The organism is Actinomadura sp. GTD37 (assembly GCF_041951365.1).
Taxonomy (GTDB): Bacteria; Actinomycetota; Actinomycetes; order Streptosporangiales; family Streptosporangiaceae; genus Spirillospora.
This window is the reverse complement of sequence record NZ_JBGNUS010000004.1, coordinates 75,692-90,573: the sequence shown is the minus strand read 5'-3', so window position 1 is coordinate 90,573 and position 14,882 is coordinate 75,692. Positions and strand designations below refer to the sequence as shown.

At 75.2% G+C, this 14,882-nt stretch carries 12 protein-coding genes; 4 read left to right on the top strand and 8 right to left on the bottom strand.

What is annotated here, in order from left to right; genetic code table 11:
* The first annotated feature begins 212 nt into the window (after positions 1-212).
* Both ACA511_RS22060 and ACA511_RS22055 read left to right on the top strand, forming a co-directional pair.
* Positions 213-878: a potassium channel family protein gene (locus tag ACA511_RS22060; RefSeq protein ID WP_375026405.1), complete on the top strand. Its 666-nt coding sequence runs from the start codon at positions 213-215 to the stop codon at positions 876-878.
* Positions 878-1,537, top strand: a complete 660-nt coding sequence (locus tag ACA511_RS22055) for a potassium channel family protein (RefSeq protein WP_375026403.1) — start codon at positions 878-880, stop codon at positions 1,535-1,537. Before ACA511_RS22060 ends, ACA511_RS22055 begins: the two co-directional genes overlap by 1 nt.
* Positions 1,538-1,568: 31 nt before the next feature.
* On the opposite strand, the gene ACA511_RS22050 is transcribed toward ACA511_RS22055, so the two are convergent.
* The 5 genes from ACA511_RS22050 to ACA511_RS22030 form a co-directional block, all read right to left on the bottom strand.
* The gene (locus tag ACA511_RS22050; RefSeq protein ID WP_375026401.1) at positions 1,569-2,246 is read right to left on the bottom strand and encodes a DUF3159 domain-containing protein; all 678 of its coding nucleotides are present in this window, start codon (positions 2,244-2,246) and stop codon (positions 1,569-1,571) included.
* A 67-nt stretch (positions 2,247-2,313) separates the two neighbouring features.
* The gene (locus ACA511_RS22045; protein WP_375026400.1) at positions 2,314-2,736 is read right to left on the bottom strand and encodes an OB-fold nucleic acid binding domain-containing protein; all 423 of its coding nucleotides are present in this window, start codon (positions 2,734-2,736) and stop codon (positions 2,314-2,316) included.
* A gap of 94 nt (positions 2,737-2,830) precedes the next feature.
* Positions 2,831-4,651, bottom strand: a complete 1,821-nt coding sequence (murJ, locus tag ACA511_RS22040; protein WP_375026398.1) for a murein biosynthesis integral membrane protein MurJ — start codon at positions 4,649-4,651, stop codon at positions 2,831-2,833.
* 94 nt (positions 4,652-4,745) lie between these two features.
* Positions 4,746-6,119 carry an FtsX-like permease family protein gene (locus tag ACA511_RS22035; protein WP_375026396.1) on the bottom strand — a complete coding sequence of 458 codons (1,374 nt, stop codon included), beginning with the start codon at positions 6,117-6,119 and terminating at the stop codon, positions 4,746-4,748.
* Position 6,120: 1 nt separating this feature from the next.
* On the bottom strand, positions 6,121-6,915 hold the full coding sequence (locus tag ACA511_RS22030) for an ABC transporter ATP-binding protein (protein ID WP_375026394.1): 795 nt from the start codon (positions 6,913-6,915) through the stop codon (positions 6,121-6,123).
* Positions 6,916-7,145: 230 nt separating this feature from the next.
* Between ACA511_RS22030 and ACA511_RS22025 the strand changes: the two genes are divergently transcribed.
* Positions 7,146-8,426, top strand: a complete 1,281-nt coding sequence (locus tag ACA511_RS22025; protein ID WP_375026393.1) for an ArsB/NhaD family transporter — start codon at positions 7,146-7,148, stop codon at positions 8,424-8,426.
* Here ACA511_RS22025 and ACA511_RS22020 read toward each other — a convergent pair.
* The gene (locus ACA511_RS22020) at positions 8,417-12,457 is read right to left on the bottom strand and encodes a HEAT repeat domain-containing protein (RefSeq protein WP_375026392.1); all 4,041 of its coding nucleotides are present in this window, start codon (positions 12,455-12,457) and stop codon (positions 8,417-8,419) included. The two genes, ACA511_RS22025 and ACA511_RS22020, sit on opposite strands and share 10 nt — an antisense overlap.
* Before the next feature lie 49 nt (positions 12,458-12,506).
* Between ACA511_RS22020 and ACA511_RS22015 the strand changes: the two genes are divergently transcribed.
* The gene (locus tag ACA511_RS22015) at positions 12,507-13,208 is read left to right on the top strand and encodes a PIG-L deacetylase family protein (RefSeq protein WP_375026391.1); all 702 of its coding nucleotides are present in this window, start codon (positions 12,507-12,509) and stop codon (positions 13,206-13,208) included.
* A gap of 216 nt (positions 13,209-13,424) precedes the next feature.
* Here the strand turns inward: ACA511_RS22015 and ACA511_RS22010 are convergent, their stop codons facing one another.
* Positions 13,425-14,237 (bottom strand): DUF3710 domain-containing protein, encoded by an 813-nt coding sequence (locus tag ACA511_RS22010; RefSeq protein ID WP_375026390.1) that lies wholly within the window; start codon positions 14,235-14,237, stop codon positions 13,425-13,427.
* A 3-nt stretch (positions 14,238-14,240) separates the two neighbouring features.
* Positions 14,241-14,732, bottom strand: a complete 492-nt coding sequence (gene dut, locus ACA511_RS22005) for a dUTP diphosphatase (RefSeq protein WP_375026389.1) — start codon at positions 14,730-14,732, stop codon at positions 14,241-14,243.
* Between the last annotated feature and the right edge of the window lie 150 nt (positions 14,733-14,882).

Sequence of the window (14,882 nt, the reverse complement as noted above, 5' to 3'; positions counted from 1 at the left end):
CGGCGACGCCCGTTCTGCCGCACCACCGCCCTCCGGAGGCTGGTTGGGTAGTACTCGCCGGAGGGCATGTGTAGGTTTGCAGCCCGGCAGGGATTCGACGGAAAACGGTCCTCGGGTACGGCACGGCGTCGGCGGCGGCGCAGCGACGACTGCCGTGCGCGGCGCGGGGGGTACAGGGGGAGCGTCCCTCTGGACGGGAAAAGGGAACGGCCGTGCATATCGTGATCATGGGATGCGGGCGGGTCGGCTCGACGCTCGCCCACATCCTGGAGGACAAGGGCCATTCGGTGGCCATCATCGACCAGAGCCCGGAGGCGTTCCGCCGGCTGCGCAGCGGGTTCCGGGGCCGCCGCATCACCGGGTTCGGGTTCGACCGCGATGTGATAGCCGAGGCGGGCATCGAGCGCGCGTCGGCGTTCGTGGCCGTCAGCAGCGGCGACAACTCCAACATCATCTCCGCCCGGGTGGCGCGCGAGACGTTCGGCGTCGACAACGTGGTCGCGCGGATCTACGACCCGCGGCGCGCGGAGGTCTACCAGCGGCTCGGCATCCCGACGGTCGCGACCGTCCGGTGGACGGCCGACCAGATCCTGCGCCGGCTGCTGCCGGAGGGCGCCGAGCCGCTGTGGCGCGACCCGACCGGCGCCGTCGTCCTCGCCGAGCTGGACTCCGGGCACCTGTGGGTCGGCGCGAAGGTCGGCGCGCTGGAGGAGCACGCGGACACCCGGGTGGCGTTCCTGTCCCGGATGGGCGAGGCGTTCGTCCCCCAGCGGGACACGGTGATCCAGGACGGCGACATCGTGCACATCATGGCGAACGCCGACGAGCTGGAGCGCGTCAACGCCGCCGTCGCGGCGCGGAACGGGGAGGACGCCTGATGCGGGTCGCGATCGCCGGGGCCGGCGCGGTGGGCCGCTCCATCGCCCAGGAGCTGCTGGAGAACGGGCACGAAGTCCTCCTGATCGACAAGAACCCGAAGGCCATCAAGGTCGAGATGGTGCCGCGCGCGGAGTGGCTGCTCGCCGACGCGTGCGAGATCTCGGCGCTGGACGACGCGGCGCTGGAGCGCTGCCAGGTGGTGGTCGCCTCCTCCGGGGACGACAAGGTCAACCTGGTGGTGTCGCTGCTCGCCAAGACCGAGTACGGGGTGCCGCGCGTGGTCGCGCGGATCAACCATCCGAACAACGAGTGGCTGTTCAACGAGTCGTGGGGGGTGGACGTGGCCGTGTCGACGCCGCGGCTGCTGTCGGCGCTCGTGGAGGAGGCCGTCAGCGTCGGCGACCTCGTCCGGCTGATGACGTTCCGGCAGGGCGAGGCGAACCTGGTCGAGCTGACGCTGCCGGAGGACGCGCCGCTCGGCGGGCAGCGGGTCGGGTCGGTGGACTGGCCGCGCGACACCGCGCTCGTGGCGATCCTGCGGGAGGGGCGGGTGCTGGTGCCCTCGTCCGACGACACCCTGGAGCCGGGCGACGAGCTGATGTTCGTGGCCGTCCAGGACGTGGAGGACGAGCTCGCCGCGCTGCTCGGCGGACGCTAGACCCCGGGAGGGAGCCCGCCTGGCCGGCCGGTCAGGCGGGTTCTTCGCGTTCGATGGGGGTGCGGCCGCGGGTGAGCAGCCACACCATCGCGGCCAGCGCGGCGACCTGCAGCGGCCAGCCCATCACGATCTTGGCGGTGCCGAGCAGGCCGCTCTGGTCGCCGTCCGCGAGGTAGATCGGGTACTGGACGGCGACGCGCGCCGCGCAGGGCAGCACCAGCAGCCAGGTCAGCCGCGAGCACAACTTCACGATGCCGGGGTCGGCGCGCCACGCGGTGGGGTCGCCGGTGACCGAGCCGATGATGAAGCCGACGACCGGCCAGCGCACCACGATCGAGAAGATCATCGCGGCGGCGTAGCCGGCGTTGAGCAGGATGCCGGGCAGGAAGGCGTCCTCGGCCTTGCCGGAGCGCAGCGCGAAGAACGCGGCGATGCCGATGCCGACCAGGCTGTTCAGCACGAACTGCGGGCTGGAGCGCTGCGCGATCCGGGCGATGAGCAGCACCACGGCCGCGCCGACGCCGGCACCGACGGCGAGCTTGATGTTCTCGGCCGCGACGTAGGTGCCGGTGAAGGCGATCGTGGGGACGGCGGCCTCCAGCATGCCGCGGACGCCGCCGAGCGCCTTGGTGAGCTGGGCGCGGACGGCCGCCTCGACGGTGTCGTGCGCGGCGGCCTCCCGCTCGGCGCCCGCCCTCGTCCCGGTCACGCTGTGGTCTCGTTCACGCTGTCGTCTCGCCCATCTGCTCTCCCGGGCCCGGGGGCCGGGGGCGTCCTCACGAGCCGCCGCGCAGCTCGTATCGCGGATTGAACATCACCTTGCGGCCGTCCTGGAGGCTGACGAGCCCCTCGGCGCGCAGCCGGCGCCCCGGATCGATACCGGCGATCTTGCGGCGGCCGAGCCAGACGAGGTTGACCACGTCGGTGCCGTCGTAGAGCTCGGCCTCCAGCGCGGGCGCGCCGCCGCGCGGCCGCAGGGTGACGGTACGTAGCGTACCCGCCACGCAGTGGCGCTTGCGCGCGGCGCAGTCGGTGATCGGCGTCGCGCCCTCGTCGCCGGTGGTCTTCTGCAGTTCCTCGGCCTCCAGCTCGGCGTTGCCGGCCGTCATGCGCCGCAGGAAGCGGCGCAGGCCGCGCTTGCCGTTTCCGCGTCCCCCGGGATCCGTCCGGGGAGGCGTGCCGGCCGAAACCTCGTCCATACCTCGAAGCGTATGACATCCGCGGACGAATCGACCCCCCGCCCCGCACACGATCCGGGCCGCCCGGCCGGGTCGCGGCGGACCGGCCCGCCGGCTACGCCTGACGGCGCCGGAACCGGGCGGCCGCCATCGCGGTGAAGTAGCCGAGTTCCGGGACGTTCACCAGGCGCGCGGTGACGAGGTAGAGCACGCCGCCGCCGAGGCCGCCGCCCGCGAGGGCGAGCAGCGCCGGGAGGCGGTCGCCCGGCAGGAGGCCGGCCGCCCAGACGACCGCGACCGCCAGCGCCAGGGCGGGCAGGGCGGCCAGGTGCATGCGGGCGAGGGCGCGCAGGATGCGGCGACCGTCCAGTCCGCCGAGCCGCCTGCGCAGGACGAGCGCGGCGCCGGTCGCGCCCACGAGGTAGAACAGCCCGTACGCGGCGGGCAGGCCGATGACGACCTGCCGCGCCGGGACGAACGCGAGCAGCGCGAACGCCGTCGCGGCCTGCGCGAGGCCCGCGGGAACCGCGATCAGGCCGGGCGTGCGCGTGTCGCCGAGGGCGTAGAACACGCGCATGAGGAGCTGGTGGACGGTGAACGGCAGCACCATCACCGCGAACACCATGAGGACGACGCCGATGCGGCGGGCCCCGTCCGGGGTGAGGCTGCCGTGGGCGAAGAACGTGATCGAGCCGGGGATCGCGAACACCAGCATGCCGAGCCACAGCGGGACGAGGAGGACCGCCGCCACCCGCAGGCCCCGGGAGAAGTCGGCCCGGACGAGGTCGCGGCGCCCCTCGGCGACGTGCGCGCTCATCCGGGGCAGCAGCGCCGTGATCACCGACACGGCGATGATCGCGTACGGGAGCTGGAAGACGACCAGGGCGAACTTGTAGACGGCGAGGCCGCCGCCCGCGGCCGGACCGCCCGCGGCGGCGGCCGCCCGCTCGCCGGCGCGCGTGGCGACGTTCGCGGTGACGAGGACGCCGAGCTGCGCGACGACGATGTAGAGCAGCATCCACGTCGCGGCGCGCGCGGCCTCGCCGAGCCCGGAGCCGCGCAGGTCGAGGCGGGGACGCCAGCGGAACCCGGCGGATCGCAGCAGCCAGGCGAGGACGCCGCTCTGCGCGGCGGTCCCGAGCGCGGAGCCGAGGCCGAGGAGGGTGAGCTGCCCGTCGGTGACGGTCCCGGTGGTCTGCCCGCGTCCCGCGACCCAGAGGAACAGCAGCCCCGCTCCCATCGTGAGGAGGTTGTTCACGACCGGCGCCCACATCGGCGCGCCGAACCGCTGCCGGACGTTCAGCAGCGTGCTCGCGAGCCCGCTCACCCCGATGAAGAAGATCTGGATCAGCAGCAGCCGGGTGAGCAGCACCGCGACCTCGCGCTGCCGCCCGGTGTAGCCGCCCGCGTAGAGGGAGACCAGCCCGTCGGCGCCCAGCACGGCGACGGCGGTGAGGACCGCGAGGGCCAGCAGGACGACGCCGAGCAGCCGCTGCTCGGTCGCCGCTCCGCCGTCCGCGTCCCGCATCCGGCGTTTCATCAGGAACGGGACGAAGACGCTGGCGAGCAGCCCGCCGAGCAGCAGCTCGTACACGGTGTAGGGGATCATCTCGGCGGCCTGGTAGGCGTCGCCGAGCAGCGCGGCGCCGAGCGCGGCGCCGATGACGGCGGTGCGCAGGAAGCCGGTGAGCCGGGCGAAGACCGTCCCGATCGCCATGACGGCGCTGGAGTGCGCGACGCCCGGCGGGGCGGCCTGGGCCGCGCCGCCGATCTCGTCGAACTCGGGGCCCTGCCGGTCGGCGGTGCCCGGATCGGCGACGTCGCCGGGGTCGCGGACGGGCACGAGGCCCGTCTCCGGCTCGCCGGGCGGCTCCGCCCGCTCCGCCTCGTCGATCACCCCCGGCATGAGGATCCGGCGCTTGCCGGACTCGTCCATCGGCACCACCCCCGGAAGCGCCAGTATGCCCGCGGCCGCGCGCCCCCGGCGCCGGCCGGACGGCCGGGCTCGGGGGCGCGCGGGCGGGGCGCCGTCAGCGGAGGGCGGCCTCCACCGCCGGGACGCGGATCGTGCGGCGGGTCGCCGCGCAGGCCGTCGCGCCGGTCAGGACGGCGGCGAGGGCGGCGACCGCGAGGTAGGTCCGGACGTCGCCGTCCGGGACGGCCGAGTCGCGCCGGGCCAGGCCGAACGGCACGATCGTGAAGACCGACGCGACGGTCCCGACGAGCACGCCGGTGACGGTCAGCACCGCCGACTCCAGCGCCGTCGCGCCGAGCACCTGGCCCGGGGTGGCGCCGGCGAGCCGGGTCTGGCCGAACTCGCGCCGCCGGTGCGCGGTCGCCGCGACCAGCGTGTTGACCAGCATGATCGCGGTGAACAGCACCACCATGCCGATGACGACGAAGTTGAGCGTCTCGATGCTCTTCTGCTCGGCCGTCTTGGCGAGGCCGGCCGCGTCCATCGCCGCGTTCTCGGTGGCCTGGAGGTACAGCGTGCCGACGGCCGTCGCGACGAACAGGATGACCGGCGTGACCGCCGCCGCGAGGGCGCCCGTCCGGCGGCGCATCGTGTCCGCCGCGAGGCCGCCGGCCGCCCCGCCGAGCGCCCGCACCGGCCCGGCGGCCAGGGCCGTCACCCGGCGCATGATCGCCGGCGCGAGCAGCGCCAGCCCGATCCCGGCGAAGATGTCGGCCTGCCCGGACGTCGCCATCGCGTCGCTGCCCTTGCCGTCCATCACCGTGACCGTGGTGATCGCCTCGCCGGAGGCGAGCAGCAGGAACAGCACCGCGAACACGATCCGCTTCCTGCTCAGCCGCGCGTCGTCGGCGGCGGCCGCCGCCATCGACTCCGCCGCCCGGACGCGGACGGCGCGGCGCGCGGCGATCAGCGCGGCGGCGACCGCGGACGCCAGCGTGACGCCCATCCCCATCGACAGCGCCACCGGACCGAAGTGGTAGCCGATCCCCGCGGGGACCTGGCCGGTGTCGTGCAGCAGCCCGAGCAGGGCCCGGCCCGCCGCGATCGCCGGGAGGACCGCGAGCAGCGCCGCCGCCAGGGCCAGCCCGGCGGCCTCGCCGACGATCATCCGGCCGAGCTGCCCGGGGGTCGCGCCGACGCTCTTCAGCAGCGCCAGCTCCGCCGCCCGCTGCCGGACCGACAGGGTCAGCGTCGAGGCGACCGCGAAGACCACCAGCAGCAGCCCCCAGCCGCCGACCACGGTCGCCATCGTGGTGAGCGTCTCCGCGGCCTCCCCGGTCGCGCCGCTCCCCTCGGACGTGTCGAGCATCGACGCGAACGCCATGATCATCGTCGCGCCGAGGAACAGCGCGAGGAAGCTCGCCGTGAACGCGCTCGCGCGCTTGCGCAGCGAACGCACCGCCAGTTCGAATACGGCCGGTCCGGACATGTCACACCCCCGTCGTCGTGCGCTGGCGCTCGACCTCGTCGGCGAGATGGGTCATCCGCTCCGCGACGGTCTCGGCCGTCGGCGCCGTCTGGTGGCCGACGATCCGGCCGTCCGCCAGGTACAGGACGGAGTCGGCGAACGACGCCGCGACCGGGTCGTGGGTGACCATCACGATCGTCTGCCCGAACGTCCGCACCGACTCGCGGAGCAGGTCCAGGACGGCGCGGGCGCTGCGGGTGTCGAGCGCGCCGGTCGGCTCGTCCGCGAACACGACCCGCGGCTGTGCGACCAGCGCCCGCGCGATCGCGACGCGCTGCTGCTGGCCGCCGGACAGTTCCGCCGGCACGTGGCCGAGCCGGTCGCCGAGGCCCACCCGCTCCAGCACGGCCCGCGCCCGCGCCTTGTCGACCTTGCGTCCCGCGAGCTTCAGCGGCAGCACCGTGTTCTGCATGACGTCCAGCGTCGGAAGCAGGTTGAACTGCTGGAAGATGAAACCGATCCGCTGCCGCCGGAACCTGGTCAGCGCGGCCTCGCCGCCGTCCGTCAGTTCGGCGCCGTCCACGAAGACCCGCCCCCCGGTGGGACGGTCCAGGCCCGCCGCGCACTGCAGCAGCGTGCTCTTCCCCGACCCGGACGGGCCCATCACCGCGGTGAACGACCCGGCCGGCAGCGACAGCGACACGCCGTCCAGCGCCACCACCTGGTTGCCCTCGGCGCCGTAGACCCTGCGCACTCCCTCAAGCCTGAGCGCCTCGCCGGACGCCTGGGGCGCGGCGGTCCTCGCATGTCCGAACATCGTCCCTTACCTCCGCCCGGCGCCCCCTCGCGGGGCGCCTCGGGAACGAAGCTACGGACGACGGACGCCGCCGAGGATGGGTCCAGCACGCCGATCGGGGTAGGCAAAACCCCACCATCGCCAGGGCGCCGCCTTCGCGGAGCGCACCGGGACCCGGCTAGAGTCGCCTCCGGTGCGCCGGGAAGTCTGGTCGGCAGGTCCCGTCACACGCATGCCGACCGGGAGGCTCCGTGCAGGCCACCGCCGCGATCGTCGTCTTCGTCGCCGCGTACGTCTTGATCGCGTCGGAGAAGGTGCACCGGACGGCGGTGGCGCTCGGCGGCGCGGGCCTGATGCTGCTGCTGCACATCACCGACTCCGAGGGCGCCTTCTTCTCCGCCGAGTCCGGGATCGACTGGAACGTCATCTTCCTGCTGCTCGGGATGATGGTCATCATCTCCGTGCTGCGCCGCACCGGCGTGTTCGAGTACGTGGCGATCTGGGCCGCCAAGCGCGCGCGGGGACGCCCCTACCGGCTGATGGTAATGCTGGTCGTGCTGACGGCGGCGGCGTCGGCGCTGCTGGACAACGTCACCACCGTCCTGCTGGTCGCGCCCGTGACGTTCCTCGTCTGCGAGCGGCTCGCGCTGCGCCCCGAGCCGTACCTGATCGCGGAGGTCATGGCGTCCAACATCGGCGGCACCGCGACCCTCGTCGGCGACCCGCCGAACATCATCATCGCGAGCCGGGGCGGGCTGTCGTTCAACGACTTCCTCGTCCACCTGGCCCCGCTGATCGTGCTGCTGATGATCGTGTTCTGCCTGCTCTGCCGGTGGCTGTTCCGGTCGGCGTTCCGCTACGACCCCGACCTCGCGGCCGAGGTCATGGCGCTGGAGGAGCGGGAGGCCATCACCGACAAGCGGCTGCTCGCGCAGGGGCTCGGCGTCCTCGCCATCGTGATCGCGGCGTTCGTGCTCCATCCCGTCCTGCACTACGAGCCGTCCGTGGTCGCGCTGCTCGGCGCCGGGCTCCTCGTCGCCGCGACCCGGGTGACCACCGAGGAGGCGCTCACCGAGGTCGAATGGCCCACGCTGGTGTTCTTCGCCGGCCTGTTCGTGATGGTGGGCGGGCTCGTCGAGACCGGCGTCATCGGCGACGTCTCCAAGGCCGCCGCCGACGCCACCGAGGGCCGCCTCGGCGTCGCCGCGATGCTGCTGCTGTGGGCGTCCGCCGTGCTGTCGGCGATCGTGGACAACATCCCCTACGTCGCCACGATGAGCCCGATCGTCGCCGACCTCGTCCAGCAGCACCCGGGCGGGGACGGGCACGTCCTGTGGTGGGCGCTCGCCCTCGGCGCCGACCTCGGCGGCAACGCCACCGCCATCGGCGCCAGCGCCAACGTGGTCGTCCTCGGCATCGCCGCCCGCAACGGCACCCCGATCAGCTTCTGGCACTTCACCCGCTACGGCCTCGTCGTCACCGTCGTCACGGTCGCCCTCGCGACCCCCTACCTGTGGCTCCGCTACCTCTGACGACCAGCGTCGGCCGGCCGGCCGGCCAGCCTCTCCAGGACGGAGGTGTAGCGGTGCCGGCGGTCGGGGCGGGCGCGGCCCTCGGCGTGCCGGAGCGCGGGGACCGCCGCGGCGCCGACCATGACCAGTCCGTCCGCGGCGGTCGCGCGGACGGTGTCGCGGGGGTGCGCGAGCAGCGCGACGAGACCGGGGATCGCGGGCTTCCAGGCGGCGTGCCCGAGCGTCCTGGCGGCGGAGCGGACGACGCCGGGCTCCGGATCGTCCAGCAGCCGGATCGCCTGGTCGAGGTAGCCGGGCCGGTCCAGCACGCGCCGCGACACGCGGTGCGCGTGCAGCCGCACCTTCGTCTCCGGGTGCGCGATCAGCGTCGCGAGCAGGTCCGCCAATCCGGGGTCGGCGGCGGCGCCCGACTCCTCGTGGCGTTCGGCGAGCAGGTCGAGCGCGCGTTTGGCGGCCTTGGCCCCGCCGTCGCGGGCCTCGCGGAACAACTCCGCGCGGGACGGCTCGCGGACGGTTCCGGCCGGACGCTCGCGGAGCGCGTCCAGCACCTCCGCGTCCCGGGCGGCCGCCCCCGGCTCGCGGAGCGGCCCGTCGACCAGGACGAGCCGCGCGGCGAGGTCGTCGCGTCCCTCGGCCCGGAGGCGCTCCAGCGTCCGGACGAGTCCGGGACTGCGCGGCACCGGCCTGTCGACGAGGAGGGCGAGCAGGCCCCAGGCGCCGGCGGCCAGGCCCCCGGAGACGGCCTCGGCGACGACCCCGGGGGACGCCCGGCGCAGCGCCCGGCCCGCGTCGGCCGTGGCGGGGCCCCCGTCCTTCCAGGCGGACAGCAGGCGGGGAACGAACCTGTCCAGTTCGTGTGGGTCCAGGTGGACGGCCAGGTTGGCGAACCTCGCCTGGACTGCGTGGTCCGCGTTCTCGCCGTCTCCGGCCAGGTCGGCTTCGGTCGCGTCGGTGAGCGTGCGCGCCAAGGCGGGAGTGACGGGGAGGGCTGCCCCGCCGTGCAGGTAGGCCCTGAGGACGGCGAGCCGGGCCTGCGGTTCGGGCCAGCCGAGCAGGACGCGGGCCGCCGTCTCCCGCCGCTCCCCCCGGGCGTCGTCCAGCATCGCCAGGAGGCGTCGCCGCTGGGCGCCGGAACGGGGCTGGTCCAGGTCGGCGGCGTGCGGCGCGCGGACGTCCGGGACGGGGCGGCGGGCCTCCTCGGCGATCGTCCAGGGCGGGACGCCGAGCGGCTGCAACTCCAGCATCCAGTCGAGGAGGTGGCCGCGCGTACCGGGCGGGGCCTGCGGGAACACGCTGATCAGCGCGTCGAGCACCGCACGCGACGACGCCTCGGCCCGGTCGCGCGCCCGCCGGAGCGAACCGGCGTCGCGGACGGCGTCCCCGAGTTCCTCGCGGAACGGGGACCGGCCTTCGATCGCGTCCTGCCCGATCGCGTCCTGCCCGATCGCGTCCTGCCCGAACGCCTCGCGCAGGACGGCCTCCTGGCCGGGGCCCGGGTGCTCGGCACGCCGGGCGGCGTCCAGCGCGCGCACCAGGTCGTCTCGCGTCGGCGGCGCCCCGCACAGGCGCAGCACGACGAGCCCCGCCCGGCCGAGCCCCAGCCCCCGCGCCCGTTCGGCGAGCGCCAGCCGGTCGGCGCGTCCCAGCCGGGGGACCGCGCCCGCCAGCAGCGCGAGCAGCCGGTCGTCGTCGCCGTCGGCCGCGAGGCCGTCCACCAGCGTTCCGGCGGACCGGGCGAGGACCTCCAGCTCCGCGTCCGGCGAGGGCGGCCGGCAGATCTCCGCGACCAGCCGGAGGGCGCCCGGATCGGCGGCCGCCAGGTCCAGCCAGCGGACCAGCAGCGGGCGGAGCCGCGCGTACGGCAGCGTGCCGGGCTCGCGTTCATGGGCGGCCACGACGCCGCGCGCGATATCGGCGTCCCAGCCGCCGTCGAGGAGGGCGTCCACATCCGGGAACCGGGGCGGCGTCCTTCCCCGGACGGTGACGCCCCGCCGGGCGAGGGCGGCGACCGCGCGCTCGTCGAGCAGGCCGTCGAGGCTCCGCAGCAGCGGGCCCGGATCGTCGGCGCGGTCCGCCGCCGCGAGGACGGTCGCGGCGAACGCGTCGCCGAGGATCGCCCGCAGCGCCTCGCCGATCGCCTCGCGCAGGCCCGGATTGTCATGGCGGCCGAGCCAGCACAGCAGCTTCGGGACGGCCCCCGGCGCGCCCGCCCGCCCGAGGGCGGAGGCCGCCGCCTTCTTGACGTTCATGTTCGGGTGGTCCAGGCAGTCCGCGATGGCCGGCGCGGCCCAGTCCGCCCCGGCCTCGGCCAGCGCCAGGATCGCCTGCCGGACGGTCTGGACGTCGCCGGCGGCCGTGAGCGGGACCAGGCTCGCCGACAGCGCCCGCGCGTCCCCGCCGTCCTGGGCGAGGATCGCGATCACCCGCGCGCGGACGTGCCGGTCCCGGTCGCGGAGCAGCCGGTGCACGCGCGCCCTCGTCCGGCGGTGCGGGGCCCGGACCAGCACGTCCAGCAGCGCCGTCCGCTCGGCCGGCCCGCGGCCCGGACGTTCCAGGAGGCCGAGCACCATGTCCGCGACCAGGGCGTTCCCGGCCTCCGCCGGGCCGGCGGCGTCCAGCAGGCACCGCGGCCGCAGGGCGCCGCGCCGGAACAGCCTGCCGCCCAGTTCGCCGATGGCCGCGACCAGGTCGTCCGGGACGGGCGGGTCCTCCTCCGACACGACGCGGAGCAGCAGGTCGGCGATGGCGGGCAGGGTCGTCGCGTCCCCGTTCGCGGCCAGCCTGCGCAGGGCCGCGGCCGGGTCGCCGGGGTCCGGGTTCGCGCGCAGCAGCGCCAGCTCGCGCGCGTCGGGCCCGCCGAGGTCGTCCGCGATCCGCCGGGGCAGGTCGCGCGGATCGAGGCGGTCCAGGACCGCCGGCCGCAGCCCGGCGTCGCCGCCGAGGTGCCAGAGGATCTCCAGGGCCCGGTGCCGGACCGGCCCGAGGTGCGCGGCGGCCTCGCCGCCGTCCAGGCCCAGCCCGGCGCGCAGGACCGCGACCGTCCGGGCGCCGCCCACGGCTTCGAGGGCGGCGAGGGCCTCCCGGGGCGCGCGGGGCAGCAGTTCGAGGACGGTCTCCTCCGCCGCGGCGTGCCGCAGCCGGCGAATCGCCCGCAGGTACGGCGCCGGGTCGTCGGCGCGGCGCGCCGACTCGGTGATCGCGGCCCCGACCCCGAGGGCGGGGTCGCCCTGCTCGTCGAGCGCGACCAGCAGCTCCAGGCGGCGCGGCAGGTCATCGTCCGCGGCCGTCAGCTCCTTCAGCGCCTCATGCCTGCGGGGGTACAGGACGACGGCGAGGTCCCCCGCGGGGACGGCGTGATCGGCGAGTGCGAGGCCCACGATGGCCGGGACGTCCCGTTCCGCCGGAAAGCAGCCGCGCCGGTGCAGGCCGCCGAGGCAGGCGACGGCGGGGCCCGCGAGCAGCAGCGGGTCCCGCGCGGCGACGGCCACGAGGTCGCCCACGTCGTCGCGGGCCGCGAGGTCGCCGAGGAGCTCCAGGCAGCGCCGGCGCAGCGCGGGCGCCCGGCCGGGGTCGGCGGCGAGGTCCGCGAGGAGGCCGCGATGGCCGTGCCGGGCGGCCACCTCGGCCGCGGCGTCCGCCGGCCCGGCGGCCAGGAGGCGGCGCATCCGCTCGTGCGGGAGCGGGTCGAGCACCGCCCACGGGGCGGCGAGTTCGCGCAGGGCGTCCGGGACGTCGGCGGCGAGCCCCTCGATGATCGTCCGGGCGGCCGCGGCGGGCAGCAGCGCCGCGCGCAGCGCCTCGCGGGCGAGCCGGAACGCCTCGCCCCGGAGCACCCGGTCGGGACGTCCCGCCAGGTGGCGGACGAGTTCTTCCGGGTCGTCCACGTCGAGCGCGCCGATCCGGCGCACCGCCTGGTAGAGCGGTTCCCCGGCGGGCTCGTCCCGGGCGGCGGCCGGCCGGGCGATGATCTCGGCCCGCAGCCGGTCGAGCCGGACGGGAACCGGCGGGTCGGGGGGCGGCGCGGCGGGCATGGAACCGATCCTAGGCTTCGGCCTACCACCGCGACCGGAGGGGCGAGGGATGGAAGAGGTACCTGAGGACTGGGACCGGGCCCTGGCGCTCGTGGCGCACCCGGACGACCTGGAGTACGGGTGCTCGACGGCGATCGCCAAGTGGACCGCGCAGGGCAAGACGGTGACGGAGGTGCTCGCCACCCGCGGCGAGGCCGGGATCGACTCGATGGAACCGGACGAGGTCCGCCGGATCCGCAGCGCCGAGCAGATCGAGGCCGCCCGCCGCGTCGGCGTCGAGACGGTCGAGTTCCTGGACATGCCGGACGGGATGCTGGAGTACGGGCTGCCGCTGCGGCGCGCGCTCGCGGGCGCCATCCGGTGGCACCGGCCCGAGGTGGTGCTGTCGGTCACCTTCCGGGAGGGCTTCGCCGGCGGCGGGTTCAACATGGCCGACCACCGGGTCCTCGGGCTGGCGGTCGCCGACGCGATCAGGGACGCCGCCAACCGGTGGGTGTTCCGCGACCTCGACCTCGAACCCTGGCAGGGCGTCCGGTTCGCGCTGTTCGGCGGATCGCCGCAGGCCGCGCACTACGTGGACGTCACCGGCCACCTGCAGGCCGGGATCGACTCGCTGCTCGCCCACCGCGTGTACTTCTCGAACCTGGGCGCGGAGTTCGACGCGGCGGAGTTCCTCACCGGCATCGCCGAACCGGCGGGACGGGCCGCCGGCGTCCAGCACGCGATGGCGTTCGAGATGATCGGCGGCTAGCCGGGCGGCGGCCGGTCAGCGGCGGGCGTTGGGCCGCTTGCCCTTGTTGTGCTTGCTGCGCTTGCGGGCACGGCGTTTGCGCGTCTTCTTCGACATGCCCCGATTGACCACCCGCCGGGCGGGTCGAGGCAAGGGGCCGGGCGTGCGGCCGGACGCGAAAACCCGCCCGGCCGCACGTCCGAAAAGGCGTGCGGCGCGGGCGGGCCCGCCGGCCGGTTAACGGACCTCGGTGATCTCGGGGCCGCGCTCGAACGGGTCGAAGGTCTCCTCGCCCTCCTCCTCGCCGTCCTGCCCGGCCTCGCTGAACTCCTTGGGGATCTGCAGCTCCAGCAGGTCGCGGGGCGGCATCGGGGCGTCGCCGCGGACCACGACCACGCCGCGCAGCACGTCCTCCAGGACCTGCCACTGCTCCTCGTCCTCGATCGCGGCGCCCTGCACCACGGCCTGCAGGAACCAGCGGGGGCCGTCCACGCCGAGGAAGCGGATGATCTGCGGCGCCCAGCCCTGCTCGACGAACTCGGCCGGGATCTGCTCGCGGACCTCCTCCGGCATCTCGGCGAGGACCTCCTCGGTCAGCGCCGCCGGGACCATCGCCAGCAGCTCGGCGCCGAACGGCCCCTCGCCCTCCTGGGTCTGGCCCTGCGCCTCCTCCTGGATGTCCTTGGCGGTCTCGCGGCGCACCTCGTCCCAGATGCCGCTGCGCTTCGGCGCCGCGAACACCTGGAGCTGCATGGCGCTCTCCTCGTACTGCACCAGGACGGCGACTGGGCGCCCGTCCAGCGGGTTGCCCTCCTCGTCCACCTGGGTGGCCTCGAAGTTCACCTGGAACCCCAGCCCCGGCGCGACCGGGATCTGGAGGGCCCCGAAATCAAGCCGCTGCAGCTCGGGGAAGGAGTCCTCGGAGTCCCAGGGGCCGCCCTCGGCGGACTCCGCCGCGGCGGGAGCCTCCTCGGTGGTCTCCGCCGGCTCCTCGGTCGCCTCGGCGCCCTTCTCGGGCTCCTCGGCCTGCCGGCGACGTCCAAAAGCCACGACTCACGCTCCTTCTCGACTGTGCTCGTTGTTCCCGAATGCCGGCGCGGCGCCGACTCCGCCGGTGGAGCCGAAGCCGTCGGCGCCGCGCGCCGTCCCGGGAAGTCCGGTGACCTCGTGGAACACCGCCCGCTCCACCCGCTGCACGACCATCTGCGCGATGCGGTCTCCGCGCCGCAGTGTCACCGTGGCGCGGGGGTCGGTGTTCAGCAGGGTCACCTTGATCTCACCCCGATAGCCGGCGTCGACCGTCCCGGGTGCGTTCACTATGGTCACTCCCAACTTAGCGCCCAATCCGGACCGGGGGTGAATGAAAGCGGCGTAGCCGTCCGGCAGCGCGATCGCCATCCCGGTGGGGACGACGGCGCGCTCTCCCGGCGGCAGCTCGACGTCCACGGCCGCGACCAGATCGGCGCCCGCGTCGCCCGGGTGCGCGTACGCGGGCAGGGGCAGCTCGGGATCCAGGCGCTGGATCAGCACATCGACCTTGCTCACGGGATCCCACCTCAACGCGTGCCTGCCGGAGAACCACACGACCCTATCCGCGGCGCCGTGCCCGGCCGCCGCTGAAACGCCGCCGCCGCGCGAGTCCGGCAGTTGACCCTACCCGTTCCCGAGCGTGACCACTTCCGGAAGGTTTGGCCG

Excerpts from the sequence above, each read along its gene's own strand:
- ACA511_RS22030 (WP_375026394.1), bottom strand. The coding sequence starts at position 6,915 with ATGTTCGGACATGCGAGGACCGCCGCGCCCCAGGCGTCCGGCGAGGCG.
- ACA511_RS22015 (WP_375026391.1), top strand. The coding sequence starts at position 12,507 with ATGGAAGAGGTACCTGAGGACTGGGACCGGGCCCTGGCGCTCGTGGCG.
- murJ (WP_375026398.1), bottom strand. The coding sequence starts at position 4,651 with ATGGACGAGTCCGGCAAGCGCCGGATCCTCATGCCGGGGGTGATCGAC.
- ACA511_RS22035 (WP_375026396.1), bottom strand. The coding sequence starts at position 6,119 with ATGTCCGGACCGGCCGTATTCGAACTGGCGGTGCGTTCGCTGCGCAAG.
- ACA511_RS22045 (WP_375026400.1), bottom strand. The coding sequence starts at position 2,736 with ATGGACGAGGTTTCGGCCGGCACGCCTCCCCGGACGGATCCCGGGGGA.
- ACA511_RS22020 (WP_375026392.1), bottom strand. The coding sequence starts at position 12,457 with ATGCCCGCCGCGCCGCCCCCCGACCCGCCGGTTCCCGTCCGGCTCGAC.
- ACA511_RS22055 (WP_375026403.1), top strand. The coding sequence starts at position 878 with ATGCGGGTCGCGATCGCCGGGGCCGGCGCGGTGGGCCGCTCCATCGCC.